Below are 22225 nucleotides of genomic sequence, written 5' to 3' on the forward strand. Positions count from 1 at the left end.
CGCACGCCCACTTCTGAGGCGCGCGCGGCACGATGGGGAGCATGACGTCCTCGACCGCCCCCACCGTCCGCGACAACGCCTCGGTCACCGCCGCCGACCGGTCCCGCGTGTTCCACTCCTGGTCGGCGCAGGGCGCGCTGAATCCGCTGCCGATCGCGGGCGGTCTCGGCGCCGAGGTCTGGGACGTCGACGGCACCCGCTACCTCGACTTCTCGAGCCAGCTCGTGAACGTCACCATCGGCTACCAGCACCCGAAGGTCGTCGCCGCGATCCAGGAGCAGGCGGGCGTCCTCACCACCGTCGGCCCGGCCTACGCGAACGAGACCCGCGCCGAGGCGGCCCGCCTGATCACCGAGCGGGCGCCCGAGGGCATGGAGAAGGTCTTCTTCACCAACGGCGGCGCGGACGCGAACGAGAACGCGATCCGCATGGCGCGGCTGTTCACCGGCCGCGACAAGGTCGTCTCGCTGTACCGCTCGTACCACGGCAACACGGGAGCGGCGATCGTCTCGACCGGCGACTGGCGCCGCATCCCGAACGAGTACTCCCGCGGGCACGTGCACGCCTTCGGGCCCTACCTGTACCGCAGCGAGTTCTGGGCCGAGACCCTCGAGCAGGAGTGCGAGCGCGCCCTCCACCACCTCGAGCGCGTCGTGCAGGCGGAGGGGCCGGAGTCGATCGCCGCGTTCCTCCTCGAGACCATCCCCGGCACCGCCGGCGTGCTCACCCCGCCGCCCGGCTACCTCGCGGGTGTGCGCGAGATCGCCGACCGGTACGGCATCCAGCTGATCCTCGACGAGGTCATGGCGGGCTTCGGGCGCACGGGGGAGTGGTTCGCCTTCGACGCCTTCGACGTGCGCCCCGACCTGATCACCTTCGCGAAGGGCGTCAACTCCGGCTACGTCCCGATCGGCGGTGTCGTCATCTCGGATCCGATCGCCCACCACTTCGACGAGCGCGTCTTCCCCGGCGGCCTCACCTACTCGGGCCACCCGCTCGCCGCGGCCAGCGTCGTCGCGACGCTCGAGGCGATGGAGGAGGAGGGGATCGTCGACAACGCGCGCACCATCGGCTCGGAGCACCTGGCCCCCGGCCTGGCGGCGCTCGAGGCGAAGCACGACCTGATCGGCGAGGTCCGGGGCTCCGGAGTGTTCTGGGCCCTGGAGCTGGTCACCGACCGGGCCGCGCGCACCCCGCTGCCGGCGGCCTCCGTCGCCCGCCTCAAGACCGACCTGCTGTCCCGCGGTCTCCTGCCCTTCACCGCCGACAACCGGATCCACGTGGTCCCGCCGGCCGTCATCACCCCCGCCGAGGTCGCCCGCGGCCTCGGCATCCTCGACGACGCCCTCACCGCCTTCAGCGGCTGACCGCACTCCGTTCCGCAGGCGGCGGCGTCCTCGCGAGGCGTATCCGGGTGTCCGCGGTGCAGCGGATCCGCGTCGCCGTGCGCGTCCCGCTCCTCGGGACCCGGCCGCGCGCTGGAGCCGACTGCGGGACGCCGCGAAGGCAGCGGCGCCGTCGCGAGGCGTATCCGGGGATCCGCGTTCCAGCGGATCCGCGTCGCCGTGCGCGTCCCGCTCCTCGGGACCCGGCCCCGCGCTGGAGCCGACTGCGGGACGCCGCGAAGGCAGCGGCGCCCTCGCGAGGCGTATCCGGGGATCCGCGTTCCAGCGGATCCCCGTCGCCGTGCACATCCCGCTCCTCGGGATCCGGCCCCGCGCTGGAGCCGACTGCGGGACGCCGCGCGGGGAGCGGCGTCCTAACCAGCGGCGTCCTCGCGAGGCGTATCCGGGGATCCGCGTTCCAGCGGATCCGCGTCGCCGTGCGCATCCCGCTCCTCGGGACCTGGCCCCGCGCTGGAGCCGACTGCGGGACGCCGCGCGGGGAGCGGCGTCCTAACCAGCGGCGTCCTCGCGAGGCGTATCCGGGGATCCGCGTTCCAGCGGATCCGCGTCGCCGTACGCGACCCGCTCCTCGGGACCCGGCCCCGCGCTCGAGCCGACTGCGGGACGCCGCGCGGGGAGCGGCGTCCTAACCAGCACTGTGCAAGGCGAACGCCGTCACGAACCCGAGGACCGCGTACAGCCCGGTGAGCACGTCGTCGCGGTCGAACGCCTCGGGGATCATCGTGTTCGAGATCATGGCGAGGATCGCGCCGGCGGCGACGGTCGTCACGAAGGCCACGACCGCGCCCGGTGCGGTGGCGAAGACCAGGAAGCCGACCAGCGCTGCGGCGGCCGAGATCGCGGCGATCCCGCCCCAGACGGTGAAGACGTAGCGGGCGGAGCGGCCGTCGGCTTTCATGCCGACCGTCGAGGACAGGCCCTCGGGGAGGTTCGAGATCGCGACCGCGGCGACGATGGGCACGCTGATCGCCGCTCCCGCTCCGCCCTGGGCGACCGAGAGGCCGAGCACGATCGATTCGGGGACCCCGTCGATCAGGGCGCCGGCCGCGATGGCCGCGCCTCCTCCTCCGCCCGAGCCCTTCGCGCTCTTGCGGTTCCCCGCGCCGGCGCGGGTGAGCAGCGCGTCCGCGCCGACGAAGACGACGGCTCCCGCGAGCGTGCCGAGGATCGTCGGGAGCAGTCCTCCGTCGTCCGCCGCTTCCTGCACGAGTTCGTAGGCGAGCGCCGAGATCAGCACCCCTGCTCCGAACGCCGAGATCGCGGCGGTGAGCTTCGGGGGCACGCGCACGAACCAGGCGAGCGCGGCGCCGATCAGGAGGGTGGCGCCGCCGATGGCGCCGCTGGCGAGGGCGAGGGTCCAGGGAGGCACGGCTCCACCCTGGCACCGGCGGCGTCCGGTCGCGGCGGGCTTGACGGGGGCGCTCCGGCGGCGCTCGACCCGCCTCCGCCCGCCCCGACAGCTGTCGTGCAGGCGTCGGGCCGCGATGCCCGGCCGATCCTCGGCGATGGAGGGCCGCTCGGGCCGGGCGTCCCCGTAAACTGCCGGAATGGCGGAGTTCAGCGCGAGTGTTTTCCAGAACGAGTTCCTCTCGGACGGCGCCACCGACGTGCACGCCATCGTCACGGTGACCGCGTCCCGCACGGGGGTCGCCGGGTCCGACGGGGCCGCGGCCGAGATCATCATCGTGGACTGCTCCGGATCGATGACCGGCGAGAACATGACGGCCGCCAAGCGCGCCGCCGCCGTGGCCGTCGACCAGATCCTGGACGGCACCTTCTTCGCCGTCGTGGCCGGGTCCGAGCGCGCCGACCGCGCCTTCCCGTACCCCAACGCCACCGTCTCGATGGTGCGGATGGAGCCGGGGGCGCGAGCCGCGGCGAAGGAGGCGATCGGCTACCTCCAGGCCGACGGCGGCACCGCGATGGGCACCTGGCTGACCCTCGCCCGCCAGCTGTTCGCGACCGTGCCGGAGGCGACGCAGAGGCACGCGATCCTCCTCACCGACGGCAAGAACGAGCACGAGTCGCGGATGCAGCTGGACGCGGCGATCCGCGCGGCGTCGGGCGACTTCCAGTGCGACGTGCGCGGCGTCGGCTCCCGCTGGATCGTCGAGGAGGCGCGCACCATCGCGAGCGCCCTGCTGGGCACCGTGGGCCTGATCGCGAACCCGGCCGACATGGCCGCCGACTTCGAGTCGCTGATGCGGGCGTCGATGGGCCGGGGAGTCGCCAACGGCGAGCTCCGCGTCTGGACTCCGCAGGGCGCGCAGCTGCTCTTCGTCCGCCAGGTCGCGCCGAACCTCGAGGACCTCAGCTCCCGGCGGAACGCCGTGAACCCGCTCACCGGCGCCTACCCGACCGGCGCCTGGGGCGACGAGTCGCGGGAGTACCACGTGGCGGTGCGGGTCGCGTCGAAGCCGGTCGGCTCGGAGCAGCTCGCCGCGCGGGTGCAGCTCAGCGTGCGCGACGAGGTGGTCGCCTCCGCCCTGGTGAAGGCGCGCTGGACGGACGACTCCGCCCTGACCGCCCGCATCGACCCCGCCGTCGCCCACTACACCGGCCAGACCGAGCTCGCCTCGGCGATCCAGGACGGGCTCGCAGCCAAGGCGCGGGGCGACGAGGCGACCGCCACGGTCAAGCTCGGGCGCGCGGTGCAGCTCGCCTCCGTCACCGGGAACGACGAGGCGACCGCGAAGCTGCGGAAGGTCGTCGAGATCGACAACCCGAACGAGGGCACCGTGCGGCTCAAGCGCGGCGTGGACCGCCTCGACGAGATGGCGCTGGACACCGCGTCGACCAAGACCACGCGGGTGCGCAAGTGAGCTTCCGCTGCCCCGAGGGGCACACCTCGCAGTCCGGCGACTACTGCGACGTCTGCGGAGCGCCCATCGGTGCCGCTGCGGCCCCGTCGCCCGCCCCCGCCGCGCCGACCACCGCGATCCCGACCGGCCCCTCGGTCTGCCCGCACTGCTCGTTCCCGAACGAGCCCGGCGCCCTGTTCTGCGAGAACTGCGGCTACGACTTCACGACCGGCTCCCTCCCCGAGGCCGATCCGTTCACCTCCTCCGGCGCCGTCCGCGCTCCGGGCGAGGTCGGCGGCTCCGCGACGCCGTCGGGGGACCCGGCCCAGCACCTGGGCGAGGCGCCCGCGCCGCAGGCCGATCCCGCGGCTCCCACCGAGCTGGTTCCGGAGCAGGAGGCCGGCTTCGACACCCCCGTCGCGACCGCGCCGCCCGCCGCTCCGCCGACCGAGGTGATCCCGGAGGCCCCTGCACCCGAGGCCGCAGCCCCCGACGCGGCACCCGGGGCCTCAGCATCAGAGGAGGAGTCCGCGTCCGCGCCGGCCACCGGCTCCGCCCACCCCGCCGCCGCCTCCGCGGACCCGGACCGCCCGTGGATCGCCGAGCTCTGGGTCGACCCGGAGTGGTACGCCGAGCAGCGCGCCGACGACCCCATGCCCTCGCCCGGCCCGCCCGCGACCGTCGTCCTCCGCGAGCGCACCCTGCTCGTCGGCCGCCCGTCCGTCTCCCGCGGCATCTCGCCGCAGGTGGACTGCGGCTCCGACTCCGGTGTCTCGCGGCGCCACTGCCAGCTGAGCACCGACGGCTACCGCTGGTGGGTCGAGGATCTGCAGTCGGCGAACGGCACGTACCTCGCCCCGGCCGGGGCTGCGCTCCCGCAGTCGCCGATCGCCGCCGGTCAGCGCCGCGAGGTCGAGGAGGGCGACCGGATCTACGTGGGCGCCTGGACGAGGATCGTGCTCCGTCCCGCGTTCCCCGGCGAGGCCTAGGGCCCCGCGCCCGAACGGTCAGCGACCGGCGAGCGCTCCGAGCATCCACGACAGCGCCGCGATCGCGCCGACGCCGACCACGCTCGAGCCGATGATCACGGAGCGCCGGATCCGTGCCGCGCGCGAGTCCGAGGCGGTCGGCGCGCCCGAAGCCGAGCCCGTCGTCATCCCGCCGCGGAGCCGGTGCGCTACCTCGTCGGCGGTCGGCCGCTTCTCCGGGTCCCGCTGCGTCATCGAGGTCAGCAGCGCCCGCCACTCCGCCGGCAGCGTGTCGGGCACGGAGGGGCTGCGGTGGAGGCGGGCGATCGCCGCCTCGAGGACCGTGCCCGAGTACTCGCGGTGACCGGTGATCGCCTCGAGGAGGACCAGGCCGAGGGAGAAGACGTCGCTCGCTCCGCTGATCGGCTCGCCCGCGACCTGCTCCGGGCTGACGAAGCTCGCGGTGCCGATCACGACGCCGTCGCTGGTGAGGCGGGAGCCGTCCATGAAGTGGGCCACGCCGAAGTCGGTGAGCTTGGCGGTGCGGGCGTAGCCGCTGGAGGCGACCTCGCTGACCAGGATGTTCGCGGGCTTGACGTCGCGGTGCACGACGCCGCGCTCGTGCAGGTAGGCCAGGGCCTCGGCGAGCTGCGTGCCGATCGCCGCGACCTCCGCCGCCGGGAGGGGGCCGGACTCGAGCCGCGCCTCCATCGTGGGGTCGGCGACGAGCTCCATCACGACGTAGCGGCGGACCTCGCCGCCGAAGTTGTGCAGCCCCGCGTCGAAGAGATTGACGATGCCGGGGTGGGCGAAGGAGCTCAGCATCCGCACCTCGCGCTCCTGGCGGGCCACGTCCTCGGGGTTCGAGGCCTCCGCGCGGAACACCTTCACGGCGACCTCGCGCTGCACGGTCTCGTCGCGGGCCCGGTAGACCGAGCCCATCCCGCCGGAGCCGATGCGCTCGATCAGGTAGTAGCGGCCGGCCACCTTCTGCTGGGCGGCGTTCGCGGCGACGGTACTCATGGCGATCCCGCCTTCCGCTCGAACGGTGCGCTCCGGAGCGCACGAGGTGGGCGCCTGCGACGACGGTACCGCGGGGCGGCGCCGGCCGGGTCGGCGGAACGGGGGGATTGACACTCCCGGCCCCGGACGGGGGGACGAATGGCCGCTCAGCGCACCGATCCGCACCCCCCGCCGCGGGGTCAGCGGAGGCCGCTGCGCGCGAAGCCCTGCACGAAGTAGCGCTGGAACACCAGGAACAGCACCACCATCGGCACGACGTTCACCAGGGCGAACGCCATGGTCGCTCCGTAGTCGCTGCCGAACTGCCCCTGGAGGAAGAGCAGCCCGATCGGGAGCGTGAACAGCGCGTTCTCCTTCAGGGCGATGAGCGGCCAGGCGAAGTCGTTCCAGGAGCCGAGCAGCGACATGAAGAAGAGCACGGCGATGAGCGGCTTCGAGAGGGGGAGGACGATGGCCGTGAACACGCGGAAGTGCCCGGCGCCGTCGATCCGGGCCGCCTCGATCAGGTCCCGCGGGATCGCGAGGATGAACTGCCGCGCCAGGAACAGCCCGAACGCCGAGGCCGCCGTCGGCAGGATCACCGCCCAGTAGCTCCCGTAGAGGCCGAGGTCGGTGACGAGCCGGAACAGCGCCACCATGATCACCTGCACGGGCAGGGTGAGCGTCGACAGGGCCAGGAGGAAGAGCACTCCGGATCCGCGGAACCGCAGCTGTGCGAAGGCGTAGCCGCCGAGCAGGTTGATCGTCACGGTGATCAAAGCGGTGACCAGGCTGATCGCGAGGGAGTTGCCGAACCAGGTCGCCACGGGGAACGACGAGAACACGCGCTCGAAGTTCACCAGTGTCAGCTCGCGCGGCCAGAGGCGGAGGGTGCCGCCGAGCAGCTCGGACCGCGAGGAGAACGCGACGACCACCATCCAGTACAGCGGGAAGACGATGACCACCGAGACGCCGAGGGCGAGGGCGAGGCGGAGCAGGCGCGAGGTGCGCGACGTGCGGATCATTCGACGAGGTCCCTCGAGCGGTTGGTGCGCCACTGCACGGCGGTGAAGATCATGGTCAGGATCAGCAGCACGATGCCGATGGCCGCGGCGTAGCCCTGGTCGCGGGTGACGAATCCGGTGTCGTAGGCGTAGGTCACGAGCACCGAGGTCGCGTTCTGCGGTCCGCCGCCGGTGAGCACGAAGACGATGTCGAACACCTGGAACGAGTAGATGACGTTGAGGATGAGCAGGAAGAACGACGACGGGCCGACCAGCGGCAGCGTCACGTGGCGGAACTGCTGCCACGCGTTCGCTCCGTCGAGCCGGGCCGCCTCGTAGAGCGCCGGGTTCACCCCCTGCAGCCCCGCCAGGTAGATCAGCATGTTGAAGCCGGTGCGCCACCACAGGGTGACGAGCACCACGGAGGCGAAGGCCGCCGCTCCGCCGGACTGCCAGGCGATGCGGGGGAGGCCGATCGTCTGGAGCATGCCGTCGAGCACGCCGCTGTTCTCGTCGAAGATCAGCACGCCCATCAGCGCCGTCGCCACGCCGGAGACCGCCATCGGCAGGATGAGGATGCTGCGGAACACCGGCCGCGCGGGCAGCACCGAGTTCATCAGCACCGCCGCGCCGAGGCCCAGCGCCATCGAGAGCGGGGTCACGATCAGGGTGAACAGCGCCGTGTTCAGCGTCGAGCGCCAGAAGAGGCCGTCGCCGAGCAGCCGCGCGTAGTTGTCGAGCCCGACGAAGACGCCGTCGCCGAAGCCGTTCGTGCGCTGGAAGCCGATCAGGAACGCGCCGCCCAGGGGGACGAACACGAACAGTCCGAGCATCAGCAGGTTCGGCGCGAGGAACGCGTAGGCGGCCGCCGTCTCGCGGGCGGGGGCGCGGGAGGTGCGCCGGGGGCGGGCGGTCACCGCCTCCGGCGCGAGGACCGACCGGCTCACTGCGTCGCGGCCGCGATGCCGGAGGTGAGGCCGGCGATGGTGTCCTCGGTGCTGCGCCCGCCGACGAAGGCCTGCTCCAGCTGCTCCTTGAGCACCGTGATGATCGCGGCCATGTCGGGCGAGGCGACCTGCGCCGAGTCGGACGCCTGGACGGTGCCCGCCTGGCCGAGGAACACTTCGGCGAGCTCGGGGCGCACGGCGAACTCGATGCCCGACTCCGTGAGGTCGCGGCGAGTGGGGAGGAGCGAGGCGCCGGCGCAGAAGTCGCGCATCGCCTCCTCCTCCGTCACGAACGCGAGGAAGGAGGCGGCCAGCTCCGGGTTCTTCGCGGCCTTGGTCGCGACGAGGGCGTTGCCGCCGAAGTCGCCGCCTCCGCGCACGTTGCGCGGGGAGTAGGTGGCGCCCCACTCGAAGTCGAGGGTGGAGTCGGCGTCGGGGATGAGGAACGCGCCGGCGAAGGTCATCGCGGTGGTCTGCGAGTACCAGAGGTCGCTGGCGTAGGTGGTCGCCTGCACGGAGCTGCTCGGCGGCACGAGGCCGTCGGTGAAGAAGCTGCGGCTGAAGTCGATCGCGGCGCGGCCAGCGGCGGAGTCGATCGCGGGCCCGGACAGGTCCTCGGTGAGGAAGCGGCCGTCGGCCTGGAACAGCAGGCTCAGCCAGCGGGTGACGCCATTGCCCTGCCAGTTGTAGGCGAAGGGGTAGCGCTCGGCGGGGAGCGAGGCGCGCAGCTTCCGCCCGACCTCGGTGAACTCCTCCCAGGTCCACGCCTCCTCGGGCGAGGAGGGGAAGGAGGTGACGCCCGCGTCGGCCAGCACCTGCGTGTTGTAGAGGATCAGCGAGGTGTCGGTGTGGTGGGGGACGCCGAAGGGGCTCCCGCCGCTCTGCACCGCGGCCCAGGCCGGATCGGTGAACCGCTCGGCGACGTCGGAGTCGAGGAAGCCCGACAGGTCCAGGAGCTGGTCGCGGCCGGCGTAGCTGCCGAACGTGTAGTACGGGACCCGGAAGACGTCCGGCGGGTTCCCCGCCTGCAGCTGCGCGTCGATGTTGGTGAACATCTGCTCGTAAGGGACCGCGTTGAGGGTCACGGTGGCGCCGGCGTTCGCCGACTGGAACGCGTCGATCGCGCGCTGGAAGCCGGCCAGCTCGGCGTCGGTGCCCCAGGTGGTGAAGGTGAGGGTGTCGCTGCCGGCGCTCGCCGCGGGGCCCGCGGGGGCGAAGCCGCAGCCGGAGAGGACCGGGACGGAGGCGGCGACGCCGAGGGCTCCGAGGAAGCGGCGGCGGTCGAGGACCGCGCGTCCGAGCTGCGAGAGGTCGAGAGCCCCCGAGGGGAGCCCCTTGCTGGTCAGGCCCATGACGGCCTCCTTCCGGGGGCCAGCGGCAGGCTCCCGGGGGCAGGCTATTCCGGCAGGGCCGCGGGTATCGCGGCTGGACGGATCGGCCGATCCATGAGAGGAGCGGCCGATCCGCGCGGCGGGCGTTCAGCCGCGGCGGCCGAGCATCCCCTCGAACGAGCCGTCGAGCGCCCACGGGTCGGGCGTGGAGCCCGAGCGGGAGGAGCGGGCGGCTTGATCGGCCAGCTCGCGTCCGGCGCGCTCGATGCGCGAGGGCAGCGCCCGTCCGTCCTCGGTCGCGCCGCCCCAGTCGTCCGTCGCCGCGAACACGGTGGTCGCGAGGGGCGCCGCGTGCAGGTAGGTGAAGAGCGGGCGCATCGCGTAGTCGACGGCCAGGGAGTGGCGGGGGGACCCGCCCGTGGCCGCCAGCAGCACGGGCAGGCCGCGCAGCGCCTCCGTGTCGAGCACGTCGACGAACGACTTGAAGAGCCCGCTGTAGCTGGTGGTGAAGATCGGCGTCACGGCGATCAGGCCGTCGGCGCCGGCGACCGCGTCGAGCGCGGTCTGCAGAGCGGGGCTCGCGAAGCCGGTGAGGAGGTTGTTCGTGACGTCGTGCGCGAGGTCGCGCAGCTCCACGACGCTCCGCTCGACGGCGAAGCCCTGCTCGGTGAGGGAGGACTCGGCGGCGTCGGCCAGGCGGTCGGCGAGCAGCCGGGTCGAGGACGGCTGGCTGAGGCCGGCCGAGAGGACGGTGATCCTGCGGGTGTCCATGGAGAGCTCCTGACTAGACGGTGACGGGCTCGGCCGCGGGCTGCGCGTCGCGCGCGGCCACGAGGGAGGCGTGGGTGGGGGCGTCGGGCACGTGCGAGGGGCGGCCCTCGGCGAAGCCGGCGCGGAGGGCGGGGAGGATCTCGCCGAGCATGTCCATCTGCTCCAGGACGGTCTTCAGCGGGAGTCCCGCGTGGTCCATCAGGAAGAGCTGGCGCTGGTAGTCGCCGACGTACTCGCGGAAGCCGAGGGTGCGGTCGATGATCTGCTGCGGGGAGCCGACGGTGAGCGGGGTCTGCTCCGTGAAGTCCTCGAGCGAGGGGCCGTGGCCGTAGACGGGGGCGTTGTCGAAGTAGGGGCGGAACTGCGAGACCGCGTCCTGCGAGTTCTTCGCCAGGAAGATCTGCCCGCCGAGGCCGACGATCGCCTGGTCGGCGGTCCCGTGGCCGTAGTGCTCGAAGCGCTGGCGGTAGAGCTGCACCATCTTCTGGGTGTGCGAGGCGGGCCAGAAGATGTGGTTCGCGAAGAAGCCGTCGCCGTAGTAGGCGGCCTGCTCCGCGATCTGAGGGGAGCGGATCGATCCGTGCCACACGAACGGCGCGACACCGTCGAGGGGGCGCGGGGTCGACTGGAAGCCCTGGAGGGGAGTGCGGAACTGGCCCTCCCAGTCGACGAAGTCCTCGGTCCACAGGCGGTGCAGCAGGTCGTAGTTCTCGATCGTCAGCTCGATGCCGCGGCGGATGTCCTTGCCGAACCAAGGGTAGACGGGGCCGGTGTTGCCGCGGCCGAGCATCAGGTCGACGCGGCCGCCGGCGAGGTGCTGGAGCATCGCGTAGTCCTCGGCGAGCTTCACGGGGTCGTTCGTGGTGATGAGGGCCATCGCGGTGGAGAGCGTGATCCTCTCGGTCTTCGCCGCGAGGTAGCCGAGCGTGGTGGTGGGGGAGGAGGACCAGAACGGCGGGTTGTGGTGCTCGCCCAGGGCGAAGACGTCGAGGCCGATCTCCTCCGCCTTCAGCGCGATCGCGAGGGTCGCCTGGATCTTCTCGGACTCGGACGGGGTCCGTCCGGTCGTGGGGTCGGTCGTGATGTCGCTGACCGTGAAGATGCCGAACTGCATCAGGCGCTCCTTCTGTCCTCCGGCCCGGTGGGGCCTGGTCCATGCGTTTGCATGTACATCCTCATTCAACCACGTGCAGCCGGATCTATTCCCGAGGATCCCCGGGCCTCCGCCGGGCTGTCGCAGGACGGTGGAGGCGCCGTGCCCGGACGTCGCCGACCCGCCCCGCTCGCCCCGCGGCCGCCCGAAACATCCCCGCAATACGCCCCGCACTAGAGTCGTGCCATGGGTGACCTCTTCGACGGATACGGGTCCCAGAAGGTCGAGCGGCCCGACACGGGCGCCACCCCCTGGGACGAGATGTTCGCCGACGTGGCGTCGACCGGAGGCCCCGACGGGGTCCGCGGCGCCTACCGCGACATCTACTCCTCGCTCGCGCGGATGACCCAGGAGGAGCTGCGCGGCCGCACCGACGCGCTCGCCTCCTCCTACCTCGCGCAGGGCGTCACCTTCGACTTCGCGGGGGAGGAGCGGCCGTTCCCCCTCGACGCCGTCCCCCGGGTGATCGAGCGCGCCGAGTGGAACGAGGTGCAGACCGGCATCAAGCAGCGGGTCCGTGCTCTCGAGGCGTTCCTCGCCGACGTCTACGGCCCGCAGAACGCCGTGGCCGACGGCGTCATCCCCGCCGGGCTGATCTCGAGCTCGAGCCACTTCCACCGGCAGGCCGCGGGCATCGTCCCCGCGAACGGCGTGCGGATCCAGGTGTCCGGGATCGACCTGATCCGCGACGAGAAGGGCGGCTGGCGGGTCCTCGAGGACAACGTCCGCGTGCCCTCCGGCGTCTCCTACGTCATCTCGAACCGCCGGGTGATGGCGCAGACGCTGCCCGAGCTGTTCGTCTCGATGCGGGTGCGCCCGGTCGGCGACTACCCGAACAAGCTGCTGCAGGCCCTCCGCGCCTCCGCCCCCGAGGGCGTCGACGACCCGACCGTGGTCGTGCTCACCCCGGGCGTCTACAACTCCGCCTACTTCGAGCACACCCTCCTCGCCCGCCTCATGGGCGTCGAGCTGGTCGAGGGCCGCGACCTGTTCTGCACGGGCGGCAAGGTGTTCATGCGCACCACCTCCGGCCCGACCCGGGTCGACGTGATCTACCGCCGCGTGGACGACGAGTTCCTCGATCCGCTGCAGTTCCGCGCCGACTCGATGCTCGGCTCGCCCGGGCTGATGCTCGCGGCCCGGCTCGGGAACGTCACGATCGCCAACGCGGTCGGCAACGGCGTCGCCGACGACAAGCTCGTCTACACCTACCTGCCCGACCTCATCCGCTACTACCTCTCGGAGGAGCCGGTGATCAAGAACGTCGACACGTGGCGGCTCGAGGACCCGGGAGCGCTCGAGGAGGTGCTCGACCGCCTCGACGAGCTCGTCGTGAAGCCGGTCGACGGCTCCGGCGGCAAGGGCCTGGTCGTCGGGCCGGCCGCCTCGGCGAAGGAGCTCGCGGAGCTGCGCTCCCGCCTCCAGGCCGACCCGCGCGGCTGGATCGCGCAGCCGGTCGTGCAGCTCTCCACCATCCCCACCCTCGTCGACGACGGGATGCGCCCCCGGCACGCCGACCTGCGGCCCTTCGCCGTGAACGACGGTACCGACGTCTGGGTGCTGCCCGGCGGCCTGACCCGCGTCGCGCTCCCCGAGGGGCAGCTCGTCGTCAACTCGTCGCAGGGCGGCGGATCGAAGGACACCTGGGTGGTCGGCCTCGAGGAGGCGCGCAGCGCCGATCCCGAGGCGCGCGACATCCAGGCGCTCGTCGCCGAGCAGGCCGCGGTCACCAGCTCCATCCCGATCGTCTACCCGCTCAACCACACGCCCGACCACTCGCCGCAGGACGCGCCGAACACCGACCAGGACCAGCAGCAGCAGCAGCAGACGCTCGCGGCGGGGGAGGACGACTGATGCTCTCCCGGATCGCCGAGTCGCTGTTCTGGATCGGCCGCTACATCGAGCGGTCCGACGGCACCGCCCGCATCCTCGACGTCCACCTCCAGCTCCTGCTCGAGGACCCGTGGATCGACGAGGACACGGCCTGCCGCTCGCTCCTGTCGGTGATGGGCTCGACCCCGCCCGACGATATGCGCGAGATCACCCGTGCCGACGTGCTGGCGATCCTCGCGATCGACCGCACGAACCCCGCCTCGATCGCCTATTCGCTCGGCGCGGCCCGCGAGAACGCCCGCCGGGCGCGCGAGATCGTCTCGACCGAGCTCTGGGAGTGCCTCAACACCACGCGCACCCGCATGCCGCGCCGCGTCTCGGGCGAGCGGGTGTCGGAGTTCTTCAGCTGGGTGCGCGAGCGCTCCGCCCTCGCCGTCGGCATCATCGAGTCGGCGACCTCGCGCGACGAGGCCTGGCAGTTCTTCACGCTCGGCCGCTCGATCGAGCGCGCCGACATGACCGCCCGCCTGCTCGCCACCCGCTCGCTGACCGAGGCGAGCGGCCCCTCCTGGACCACGATCCTCCGCTCCTGCGGCGCCTACGAGGCGTACCTGCGCACCTACCGGGGCGTGCCGAGCGCGCGGAACGCTGCCGAGTTCCTCCTCCTGGACCGGCTGTTCCCGCGCTCGATCCTCTTCTCGGTCTCGCGGGCGGAGGCGTGCATGCGCGACATCGAGCCGCGCACCGGCCGCATCGGCCACTCCGGCGACGCGCAGCGCGTCCTCGGGCGGATCCGCAGCGAGCTGGAGTTCCGGCCGATCACCGACATCCTCGAGGACCTGCCGCGGCACATGGACAGCGTGCAGGAGGCGACCTCGGCCGCGTCCGAGGCGATCCGCCAGCGGTACTTCCCCACCAACGTCATGCCGAGCTGGATCGGGGAGGCGCTGTGAGCAGGCTGCGCATCAGGCACACCACGGGCTTCACCTACGCGGGGGACGTGGTCGCGTCCTACAACGAGGCGCGGATGCTCCCCGCCTCCTCGGACGGGCAGCTGGTGCTGTTCTCGAACCTCGACATCCGGCCGGTGACCTCGGTGCACGCCTACACCGACTACTGGGGCACCCGCGTCTCGTCGTTCGACGTGCTCGACGCCCACCGCGAGCTCTCGCTGACGGCGACCTCGCTCGTCGAGATCCGGCCGAAGCAGCACCCCGACCACCCGACCGGATGGGATCAGCTGTCCGAGCAGGTCGAGACGCGCACCGAGTACGTGGAGCAGTCGAAGCAGACCCACCGCACCGCGCCGCCGGAGGACCTCTCGGCGATGGCGCGCTCGCTCGCGGACGAGGCGGCCGGGCCGTGCGAGGCCGCGCTCATGATCGCCGAGACGATCGGCCGGGCGATGACCTACCGGCAGGGCGTCACCGGCGTGCACTCCACCGCGACGGAGTCGTGGACCGCGCGCGAGGGCGTCTGCCAGGACATCACGCACATCGTGCTCGGGGCTCTGCGCTCGGTGGGCATCCCGGCGCGCTACGTCTCGGGCTACCTGCACCCCAAGCCGCACGCCGAGATCGGCGAGACCGTGGTGGGGGAGTCCCACGCCTGGGTCGAGTGGTTCTGCGGAGGAGCCTGGCGCGGCTACGACCCGACGAACCTGATCGACATCGGCGACCGCCACGTCATCGTCGGCCGGGGCCGCGACTACAACGACATCGCGCCGTTGCGCGGGGTGTTCGCCGGGCCCCGCTCGTCGAAGCTCTTCGTCCGCGTCGAGATCACCCGCGAGGCCTGAGGGCGGGCGGCGGACGCGCCCCGCGTCGACGACGACCCGTCTAGCCGGCTGTCCGCGGATCCGCTCCGGCGCGCGGACCGGCTGACGGAGCCTAGGCGCGGGGGCGCAGCAGTGGGACACCGCCGGTAGCGGGAAGGGCCTCCGGCTCGGGGGCCGCGAGCCGGGCGGCGCGGCGCAGGCGGAGGTGGAAGGCGAGTCCGATGGCGGCCGCCGCGATCCCGGAGGCGGCGCCGACCAGCATCGCCTGGCGCGGGCCGTAGGCGTTCGCGACCCAGCCGATCAGCGGTGCGCCGATCGGGGTGCCGCCGACGAAGATGGCCATGTACAGCGCCATGACCCGGCCCCGCATCTCGGGGGCGGTCGAGAGCTGCACGTAGCCGTTGGCCGAGGTCATCAGCGTCTGCGCCGCGATGCCGACGAAGGGGAGCAGGATCGCGAACGCCCAGACCGTCGGCATGACGCCGGCCAGCGCGAGCGCGACGCCGAACGCCGCGGAGGCGCCGACGATGAGCCGGAGCCTCGGGCGGTCGCGGCGAGCCGAGAGGAGCGCCCCCAGCACCGAGCCGACGGCGATGGCGGAGGAGAGCAGGCCGAACTCGCTCGCCCCCATGTCGAACTCGACGGTCGCCATCGTCGAGGCGAAGATCGGGAAGTTCAGGCCGAAGGTGCCGATCAGGAACACGATCGCGAGCACCACGAGGATGTCCGGCCGCTTCGACACGTAGCGGAACCCCTCCAGCAGGGCACCCGGGCCGCGGGTGGCGCGCGGGGCGCTGCGGAGCTGGTCGCGGTGCAGCGCGCGCAGCGAGAGCAGGACGGCGAGGAAGCTCGCGGCGTTGAGGAGGAAGACCCAGCCGGAGCCGACCGCGGCGATCAGCACGCCCGCGAGGGCCGGTCCGATCATCCGCGCCGAGTTGAAGGAGGCCGAGTTCAGCGAGACGGCGTTGGTGAGGTCGCGCTCCTCGACCAGCGCCGAGACGAACGTCTGGCGCACGGGCGCGTCGATCGCCGCGGCGAAGCCGAGCAGCAGGGCGAAGAGGTAGACCATCCAGAGCTGGACGACCCCGGTCACGACGATGAGTCCCAGGCCGAGGCCGAGCGCGCCCATCGCGCCCTGGGTGGCCATCAGGAGCTTCCGCCGGTCGAAGCGGTCGGCGATGAAGCCGGAGAAGGGGACCATCACGAGCTGCGGTCCGAACTGCAGCGCCATGGTGACGCCGAGCGCCGTCGCGTCGTGGTCGGTCAGGTCGTTGATCACGATCCAGTCCTGGGCCGTGCGCTGCATCCAGGTGCCGACGTTCGAGACCATCGCGCCCGCGAACCAGATGCGGTAGTTCGGCACGGCGAGGGAGCGGAACATCGCGCTCATCGGTCGGCCACCGCGCGCAGGACCGCTGCCGCGTCGTGGAGCAGGCGCAGGTCCTCGGGAGGGAGCTCCTCGAGGCGCGCCACGAGCCAGGCGTCGCGGCTGCGGCGCACGTCGAGCACCAGTGCGGTGCCGGCCCCGGTGGGGCGGATGCGGGTGACGCGGCCGTCGGCGGGGTCGGCGAGGCGCTCCGCGAGTCCTTCGTCGACCAGGCAGCCGACCGTGCGGGTCATCGAGGGCGGGCGGACCCGCTCCGCCTCGGCCAGCTCGCCGAGGGTCTTCGCGCCCTCGCGGTGCAGGAGCGCGAGCACGCTGAACTGCGGATCGCTGAGCTCGTGCTGGGCCTTCTCCTGCCGGAGCCGCCGTCCGAGCCGGCCGACCGCTGCCCGCACCTCGCCCGCGAGGGAGGTCAGCGGGAGATCGGTCTGCGGGGTCTGGATCTCAGCGATCTCGGTCGATGGCACATAGTTAGCCTAACAAAAGAACCGTCGCTCAGGCGGAGGTCCGTGCGGTCCGCACCGCTCCGATGCTCGCGGCGACCACGAGCGCGATCCCGACGGCCTCGACGGCGCTGAGGCGCTGGCCGAGCACGAGGAAGCCCGAGAGCGCGGCCGCCCCGGGAGAGAGCGACATCAGGATCGAGAAGGTGGAGGAGCGCAGGCGCCGCAACGCCAGCAGCTCCAGCGCGTAGGGCACCGCGGAGGAGAGCACCGCCACGGCGAGCCCGAGGAGCAGCACCGGCGGCACCACCAGGGCGGGCCCGGCGGAGGCGATGCCGAACGGCAGCGACACGATCGCGCCGGCCGCCAGCGCCAGCGCGAGCCCGTCGATCCCCTGGAACCGCCCGCCGGTGCGGCCGGCGAAGACGATGTACGCGGCCCAGAGCACTGCGGCCCCCAGCGCGAAGCCGACGCCGACCGGGTCCAGCGCCGAGAACCCGCCCTGCGACAGGGTCACCACTCCGGCCAGCGCGAGCACCGCCCAGACCAGGCTCAGCACGCTCCTCCCGGCGATCACCGAGAGCGTCAGCGGCCCGAGCACCTCGAGGGTGACGGCGGCGCCCTGCGGGATCCGGGCGATGGCCTCGTAGTAGCAGGCGTTCATCCCGCCGAGGGCGAGACCGTAGGCGGCGACAGTGGCCCAGTCGCTCCGGCTGTGGCCGCGCAGCCGCGGACGGCAGACCAGGAGCAGCACGACGGCTGAGAACACCAGCCGGAGCGTGACGGTGCCGATAGGCCCCGCGGCGGGGAAGAGCAGCACGGCGAAGGAGGCGCCCAGCTGCACGCTCGCGACCGACCCGAGCACCAGGCCGATCGAGCCCGCGCTCGCCGGGCGCCGCTCCGGAGCGACCGCTGCGCTCAGCTGGAGCGCCGCTGCGTCTGGACGGGCGGGACGTTGTAGCCGAGCAGGCCGACGCCGGTCGCGTCCCAGCGCAGCGTGGTCAGCGAGACGTTGTCGACCACCGGGAAGGTGTGCCGATAGGTCTCGGGGTTGATGCCGAGGTAGGCGCACAGCAGGAGGCGGATGAGCGTGCCGTGCGCGACGACGAGCACGCGGCCGTCGGGGTGCTCGCGGTGGATGCGGGCGAGCGAGGTGTTCGCGCGGGCGACGGCGTCGAGGCCGGACTCGCCGCCGGGCATCGGCTGGATGGCCGGTGCGGCGACCCATGCGTGGTACTCGTCCGGGAAGCGCTTCTCCATCTCGTCGGTGGTCAGCCCCTCGCCGCGGCCGAAGTCGACCTCGACCAGGGCCGGGTCGGGCTGCAGCTCGAGGTGGGCCGCCCGCGCGGCGGGCACGGCGGTGCGCACGGCCCGGACCAGGGTGGAGGAGTACACCGCCTCGAGGTCGGCGTCGACGGCCCAGGCGGCCAGAGTCGCCGCCTGGTCCTGGCCCCGGGGGGTCAGCGCGATGTCGGAGGAGCCCGCGAAGCGGTTCTCGGAGTGCCAGACAGTCTCTCCGTGCCGGGCGAGGATCAGGGTCGTCACCCCCTGAGCCTACCGACCGCGCGGGCCCGCGGGCCCCGCGCTCAGGCGGCGGAGACGCCGTAGTGCGCGTCGACCATCACCGGGAGGTGGTCCGAGACGCCCTGGGGCAGCGTGGAGACCCGCTCGATCCGCACGGAGTCGCTGATCGCGAAGTCGAAGTGGCCGCTGAAGTAGCGGTAGCGCGCGTAGGTCGGGGAGTCGCTCCGCGAGACCAGGTAGCCGTTCCGGGTCATCCGGCGGTCGAGTCCGCGGAAGAACCACGGGTAGTTGTAGTCGCCGACCATCAGGGAGGGGGTGTCCGGCGCGTACTCGCGCAGCCGGTTCAGCGCCTCGTCGATCTGCTTGCGGCGCAAGGCGTTGCCGGCCGAGAGCGGAGCGGCGTGGAAGGACGAGACGGCGATCGATCCGCCGTCGCGGTCGTCGAGGCGGACGGCCAGCAGGCGCTCGTGAGCGGGGGACATCACGCGGTCGTGCATGGACTTGCTGAGCTCGAACGCGGCGCTGCCGGAGAGCTCGAAGCGGTCCTGCGAGTAGTAGACGGCCAGGCCCAGGCGGTTGCGGGCCGTGACGGACGCGAGCCGGAGCGAGCCCACCTCCTGCGGCAGCTTCGTGGTGTCGCACTCCTGCAGGCACAGGACGTCGATGTCGTGGCGGGCGGCGAGGGGGGCGATCTCGGCGTGCGCTCGGTGCTCCCGGAGGTTGTAGGAGATCACGCGGAGGGCGCGTTCGGTCGGCTGCATTTCGCCAGTGTAGGGCGCGCCGCCCGAGCGCCGGCCGACCCTCCGGCGAACACGGAGGGACCTCCTCGGAACGCGGTCGGAACGTTCGCCGACCGGCCGGGGAGGTCCCTCGCGGAGCCGTGTCAGTGCTGCTCGGTGCCCGAGGCGTCGGTCTCGGCGTCGGTGCCGTGGACGCCGTCGGTGGGGCCCCAGTCGGGCAGCGGGGGGTTCTGCTCCTCGCCGTCGGCGCCGACGCCGTCGGCCAGGGGGGAGGCCGCGCCGCCGACCTCGTCGAGGCCCGCGGAGGTGCCGGTCTCGGTGGCGGGGTCGGGCGTGCGGGCGCCGTCGGTCGTGTCGGTGCCGTCGGTCGTGTCGGCGGGGGTGGGCTCGATGTCGTAGTCGGAGCTGCTCATGTCCCGACGCTACGACTCCGCCGCCCGCGGGGGCACCCCCTTGCGCTCCCGCGAACGACGGAGGCCCCCCGCACCGGGAAGGTGCGAGGGGCCTCCGAAGGGGGAGTGCTCAGCGTCCGTAGGCGGAGGCGGCGGGGCAGTCGAACGGGTCGCCGCCGGCCGACAGGCCGACCTTGTTGAGGTAGCGGACGACGATCGCGTACGACTCCATCAGCGAGGTCTCGGTGTAGGGGATCTGGTGGGTGGTGCAGTACTCCTTGGCGATGACCTGCGCACGGCGCAGCGCCGGGCGGGGCATGTTCGGGAAGAGGTGGTGCTCCACCTGGTAGTTGAGGCCGCCCATGTAGAGGTCGGTGAACCAGGTGCTGCGGATGCTGCGCGAGGTGAGGACCTGGCGGCGGAGGAAGTCGACGCGCGCCTCCTTCGGCAGCAGCGGCATGCCCTTGTGGTTCGGCGCGAACGAGGCGCCCATGTAGAGGCCGAAGACGCCCAGCTGCACGCCGACGAAGGCGAACGCCATGCCGAGGGGGAGGGCCCAGAAGACGACGGCGAGGTAGAGGCCGACGCGGGTGACGAGCATGGTGATCTCGACCCAGCGCTTGTCGACCTTGCCCTTGCCGAACACGGTGCGGAAGCCGTGCAGGTGCAGGTTGAGGCCCTCGAGCAGCAGGAGCGGGAAGAACGCGTACCCCTGGCGGCGGGTGAGCCAGGCGTAGAGGCCGCGCGAGCGGGCCGCGTCCTCGGCGGTGAAGGAGACGACGTCGCGCTCGATGTCCGGGTCCTTGCCCAGCACGTTCGGGTTCGCGTGGTGGCGGCTGTGCTTGGTCATCCACCAGGAGTAGCTGATGCCGACGAAGAGGTTCGCGAGGGTGCGGCCGGCGACGTCGTTGGCCTTGCCGGACTCGAACACCTGGCGGTGCGAGGCCTCGTGGGCGAGGAAGGCGAACTGCGTCAGCACGATGCCGAGGGCGGCGGCGAGCAGGAGCTGGAACCAGGAGTCGCCCAGCAGGACGAAGCCGGTGACGATGCCGCCGAGCGCGAGGACCAGCGCGCCGAACATCGTGTAGTAGAAGCCGGTGCGGCGGCGGAGGAGCCCCGCGTCGCGGACCGTGCTGAGGAGACCGGAGTACTCGGTCGTCGGGTTGACGCGGCCGTCGGCGCGGGGGCGGGTGCGGACGACGCGGGGGGCGCCTCCGGTGACGGACGTGGTGGTGGGGGTGCTCATCGGCGCCTCGCTCTTCGTGGTGACCGTCGGCGTCGACGGTCTCTCGGCGAGCGATCCCGACGGGGGCGGTCCGCTCATGGTTCACCGCGTCGGTAGGGGCCGGACGCGGCATCAGGGCGACCGGGGTCAAGGGCAACCTGGTGTGAACACTACGGGGACGGCGGCGGCACCGCACCATGGCGATTGCCAGCCTTCGCCCCGCGCGTGTCGGGAAGGGTGGGTTGCGCCTCCGGCGGGACCGCCGCCGGAGGCGCACGGGCTCAGGAGCCGATCGAGTCCTGCGGGCGGCCGGACTTGAGCGCGGCGAGGCGCGCCTCCACCTCGGTCATCTCACCGAGGTCCTCGAGCGACTCGAACTGCGCGTCCAGGCTCGAGGAGGCGAGCTCCTCCGCGCCGCGGACGCGCGCCTCCTCGCGGCGGATCTTCTGCTCGAAACGGCTCACCTCGCTCGTCGGGTCCATCAGGTCGATGCTCTTCACGGCGTCCTGGACCTGGCTCTGCGCCTCGACGGTCTTCGAGCGCGCGATCAGCTCGTCGCGCTTGCTCGAGAGCTGCTGCAGCTTCTCGCGCATCTGGTTCAGGCCCGACTTGAGCTTGTCGACGACCTCGGTCTGCGAGGCGATGGTCGGCTCGGCGTCCTTCGCCTCCTTCTCGGACTGGATCTGGCGCTGCAGAGCGACCTTGGCCAGCGCGTCGAACTTGTCGGCGTCGCCGGCGCTCCCGCCGGTGCGCAGCTCGTCGGCCTTGCGGCTCGCGGCGAGGGCCTTGCCGCCCCACTCCTGGGCGTTCTGCACGTCCTCGCGGTAGTCGTCCTCGAGCAGGCGCAGGTTGCCGATCGTGGTGGCGATCGCCGCCTCGGCGTCGCGGATGCTGTCGGTGTAGTCGCGGACCATCTGGTCGAGCATCTTCTGCGGATCCTCGGCCTGATCGAGGAGCGCGTTGATGTTGGCCTTCGCGAGCTGCGCGATGCGGCCGAAGATCGACTGTCTCTGAGCCATGGGTGTCTCTCCTTGCGTCGTGGGTGGTGCCGGATGTCGGAGGTGGTGCCGGAGTCGTGGGGGAGGTGGTGGTCGTCGGTCCTGCGCGGATGCCCGGGGGCGCTCAGAAGCGCCCGCCGCCGCCGCGGCGTCCGCCTCCGCCGCTGCTGCGCCCGCCGCCGAAGCCGCCGCCGCCCGAGCGCCGGGACGAGCCGCCTCCGCCGAAGCCGCCGCTGAACCCGCCTCCGCCGAAGCCGCCCGAGCGGTAGCCGCTGCGGCGTCCGCCTCCCAGGAGCGACTCGACCAGGATCCCGCCGAGGAACGCGCCGGTCGTGTCGCCACCGTAGGGGCTGCCGACGGCGTTCGGGGCGGAGTAGGCGCCGGCGTCGGCCCGCGCCCGCTCGAGCGCCTGCTGGGCGAGCTGCGAGGCGCGCTGGGCGGAGGCGAGAGCCTCGCGGGGGTCGGTGGCGGCGATGCGCTCGGCGTACTCGGCCGAGCGGGCGGCCTCGGCGACGCGGGTGCGCGC

At 72.6% G+C, this 22225-nt stretch carries 21 protein-coding genes and 1 pseudogene; 6 read left to right on the forward strand and 16 right to left on the reverse strand.

Features of this window, described 5'->3' with window-relative positions:
- The first annotated feature begins 41 nt into the window (after positions 1–41).
- The gene (locus GTU71_RS16095) at positions 42–1367 is read left to right on the forward strand and encodes an aspartate aminotransferase family protein (RefSeq protein WP_104246876.1); all 1326 of its coding nucleotides are present in this window, start codon (positions 42–44) and stop codon (positions 1365–1367) included.
- Between the two features lie 664 nt (positions 1368–2031).
- On the opposite strand, the gene GTU71_RS16100 is transcribed toward GTU71_RS16095, so the two are convergent.
- Entirely contained in the window at positions 2032–2775 is a 744-nt protein-coding gene (locus GTU71_RS16100) for a ZIP family zinc transporter (protein ID WP_104223842.1), read from the reverse strand.
- 178 nt (positions 2776–2953) lie between these two features.
- Here GTU71_RS16100 and GTU71_RS16105 point away from each other — a divergent pair, with 178 nt between their 5' ends.
- Both GTU71_RS16105 and GTU71_RS16110 read left to right on the forward strand, forming a co-directional pair.
- Positions 2954–4228, forward strand: coding sequence for a VWA domain-containing protein (locus GTU71_RS16105; protein WP_104329392.1), 1275 nt, complete (start codon positions 2954–2956; stop codon positions 4226–4228).
- On the forward strand, positions 4225–5196 hold the full coding sequence (locus tag GTU71_RS16110) for an FHA domain-containing protein (protein ID WP_159941041.1): 972 nt from the start codon (positions 4225–4227) through the stop codon (positions 5194–5196). Before GTU71_RS16105 ends, GTU71_RS16110 begins: the two co-directional genes overlap by 4 nt.
- Positions 5197–5214: 18 nt before the next feature.
- Here GTU71_RS16110 and GTU71_RS16115 read toward each other — a convergent pair whose 3' ends face one another.
- The 6 genes from GTU71_RS16115 to GTU71_RS16140 all read right to left on the reverse strand — a co-directional run bounded on the left by GTU71_RS16115 (position 5215) and on the right by GTU71_RS16140 (position 11344).
- A complete protein-coding gene (locus tag GTU71_RS16115) occupies positions 5215–6198 on the reverse strand; it encodes a serine/threonine-protein kinase (protein ID WP_104223845.1) in 984 nt (327 codons plus the stop codon).
- A 179-nt stretch (positions 6199–6377) separates the two neighbouring features.
- Complete coding sequence (locus GTU71_RS16120; protein ID WP_104223846.1) at positions 6378–7202, reverse strand: carbohydrate ABC transporter permease; 825 nt, start codon at positions 7200–7202, stop codon at positions 6378–6380.
- Positions 7199–8098: a sugar ABC transporter permease gene (locus GTU71_RS16125; protein ID WP_244229482.1), complete on the reverse strand. Its 900-nt coding sequence runs from the start codon at positions 8096–8098 to the stop codon at positions 7199–7201. Before GTU71_RS16125 ends, GTU71_RS16120 begins: the two co-directional genes overlap by 4 nt.
- Before the next feature lie 26 nt (positions 8099–8124).
- Positions 8125–9480, reverse strand: a complete 1356-nt coding sequence (locus tag GTU71_RS16130; RefSeq protein WP_104223847.1) for a sugar ABC transporter substrate-binding protein — start codon at positions 9478–9480, stop codon at positions 8125–8127.
- A gap of 126 nt (positions 9481–9606) precedes the next feature.
- Positions 9607–10230: an FMN reductase gene (locus tag GTU71_RS16135; protein WP_104249848.1), complete on the reverse strand. Its 624-nt coding sequence runs from the start codon at positions 10228–10230 to the stop codon at positions 9607–9609.
- A gap of 13 nt (positions 10231–10243) precedes the next feature.
- Entirely contained in the window at positions 10244–11344 is a 1101-nt protein-coding gene (locus tag GTU71_RS16140) for an LLM class flavin-dependent oxidoreductase (protein WP_104223849.1), read from the reverse strand.
- A 225-nt stretch (positions 11345–11569) separates the two neighbouring features.
- On the opposite strand from GTU71_RS16140, the gene GTU71_RS16145 reads away from it, so the two are divergent.
- Genes GTU71_RS16145 through GTU71_RS16155 form a run of 3 tightly spaced genes read left to right on the forward strand, consistent with a single transcriptional unit; the run spans position 11570 to position 15014 of the window.
- On the forward strand, positions 11570–13237 hold the full coding sequence (locus GTU71_RS16145) for a circularly permuted type 2 ATP-grasp protein (protein WP_159941043.1): 1668 nt from the start codon (positions 11570–11572) through the stop codon (positions 13235–13237).
- Positions 13237–14169 carry an alpha-E domain-containing protein gene (locus GTU71_RS16150; RefSeq protein WP_104223851.1) on the forward strand — a complete coding sequence of 311 codons (933 nt, stop codon included), beginning with the start codon at positions 13237–13239 and terminating at the stop codon, positions 14167–14169. The genes GTU71_RS16145 and GTU71_RS16150 overlap by 1 nt, the downstream gene beginning before the upstream one ends.
- Positions 14166–15014, forward strand: coding sequence for a transglutaminase family protein (locus GTU71_RS16155; protein WP_159941045.1), 849 nt, complete (start codon positions 14166–14168; stop codon positions 15012–15014). Before GTU71_RS16150 ends, GTU71_RS16155 begins: the two co-directional genes overlap by 4 nt.
- Positions 15015–15105: 91 nt before the next feature.
- Here GTU71_RS16155 and GTU71_RS16160 read toward each other — a convergent pair whose 3' ends face one another.
- From GTU71_RS16160 to GTU71_RS16195, 9 genes and pseudogenes are all read right to left on the reverse strand, one after another.
- On the reverse strand, positions 15106–16383 hold the full coding sequence (locus GTU71_RS16160; protein WP_104246866.1) for an MFS transporter: 1278 nt from the start codon (positions 16381–16383) through the stop codon (positions 15106–15108).
- Complete coding sequence (locus tag GTU71_RS16165; RefSeq protein ID WP_244230591.1) at positions 16380–16844, reverse strand: MarR family transcriptional regulator; 465 nt, start codon at positions 16842–16844, stop codon at positions 16380–16382. Before GTU71_RS16165 ends, GTU71_RS16160 begins: the two co-directional genes overlap by 4 nt.
- 28 nt (positions 16845–16872) lie before the next feature.
- Positions 16873–17685: an EamA family transporter gene (locus GTU71_RS16170; protein WP_244230592.1), complete on the reverse strand. Its 813-nt coding sequence runs from the start codon at positions 17683–17685 to the stop codon at positions 16873–16875.
- Between the two features lie 53 nt (positions 17686–17738).
- The gene (locus GTU71_RS16355) at positions 17739–18365 is read right to left on the reverse strand and encodes a histidine phosphatase family protein (RefSeq protein WP_104223854.1); all 627 of its coding nucleotides are present in this window, start codon (positions 18363–18365) and stop codon (positions 17739–17741) included.
- Between the two features lie 41 nt (positions 18366–18406).
- The gene (locus tag GTU71_RS16175; RefSeq protein ID WP_104283194.1) at positions 18407–19105 is read right to left on the reverse strand and encodes an endonuclease/exonuclease/phosphatase family protein; all 699 of its coding nucleotides are present in this window, start codon (positions 19103–19105) and stop codon (positions 18407–18409) included.
- A gap of 122 nt (positions 19106–19227) precedes the next feature.
- The gene (locus tag GTU71_RS16180; RefSeq protein WP_104258105.1) at positions 19228–19497 is read right to left on the reverse strand and encodes a hypothetical protein; all 270 of its coding nucleotides are present in this window, start codon (positions 19495–19497) and stop codon (positions 19228–19230) included.
- Between the two features lie 109 nt (positions 19498–19606).
- Positions 19607–20722, reverse strand: coding sequence for an acyl-CoA desaturase (locus GTU71_RS16185; RefSeq protein WP_104226226.1), 1116 nt, complete (start codon positions 20720–20722; stop codon positions 19607–19609).
- A 260-nt stretch (positions 20723–20982) separates the two neighbouring features.
- Positions 20983–21720, reverse strand: a complete 738-nt coding sequence (locus tag GTU71_RS16190; RefSeq protein WP_104223858.1) for a PspA/IM30 family protein — start codon at positions 21718–21720, stop codon at positions 20983–20985.
- A gap of 103 nt (positions 21721–21823) precedes the next feature.
- A pseudogene (locus tag GTU71_RS16195) lies at positions 21824–22225 on the reverse strand (hypothetical protein); the annotation flags it as partial.

It is taken from the genome of Rathayibacter sp. VKM Ac-2762, assembly GCF_009866585.1.
In the GTDB taxonomy this organism is placed as follows: domain Bacteria; phylum Actinomycetota; class Actinomycetes; order Actinomycetales; family Microbacteriaceae; genus Rathayibacter.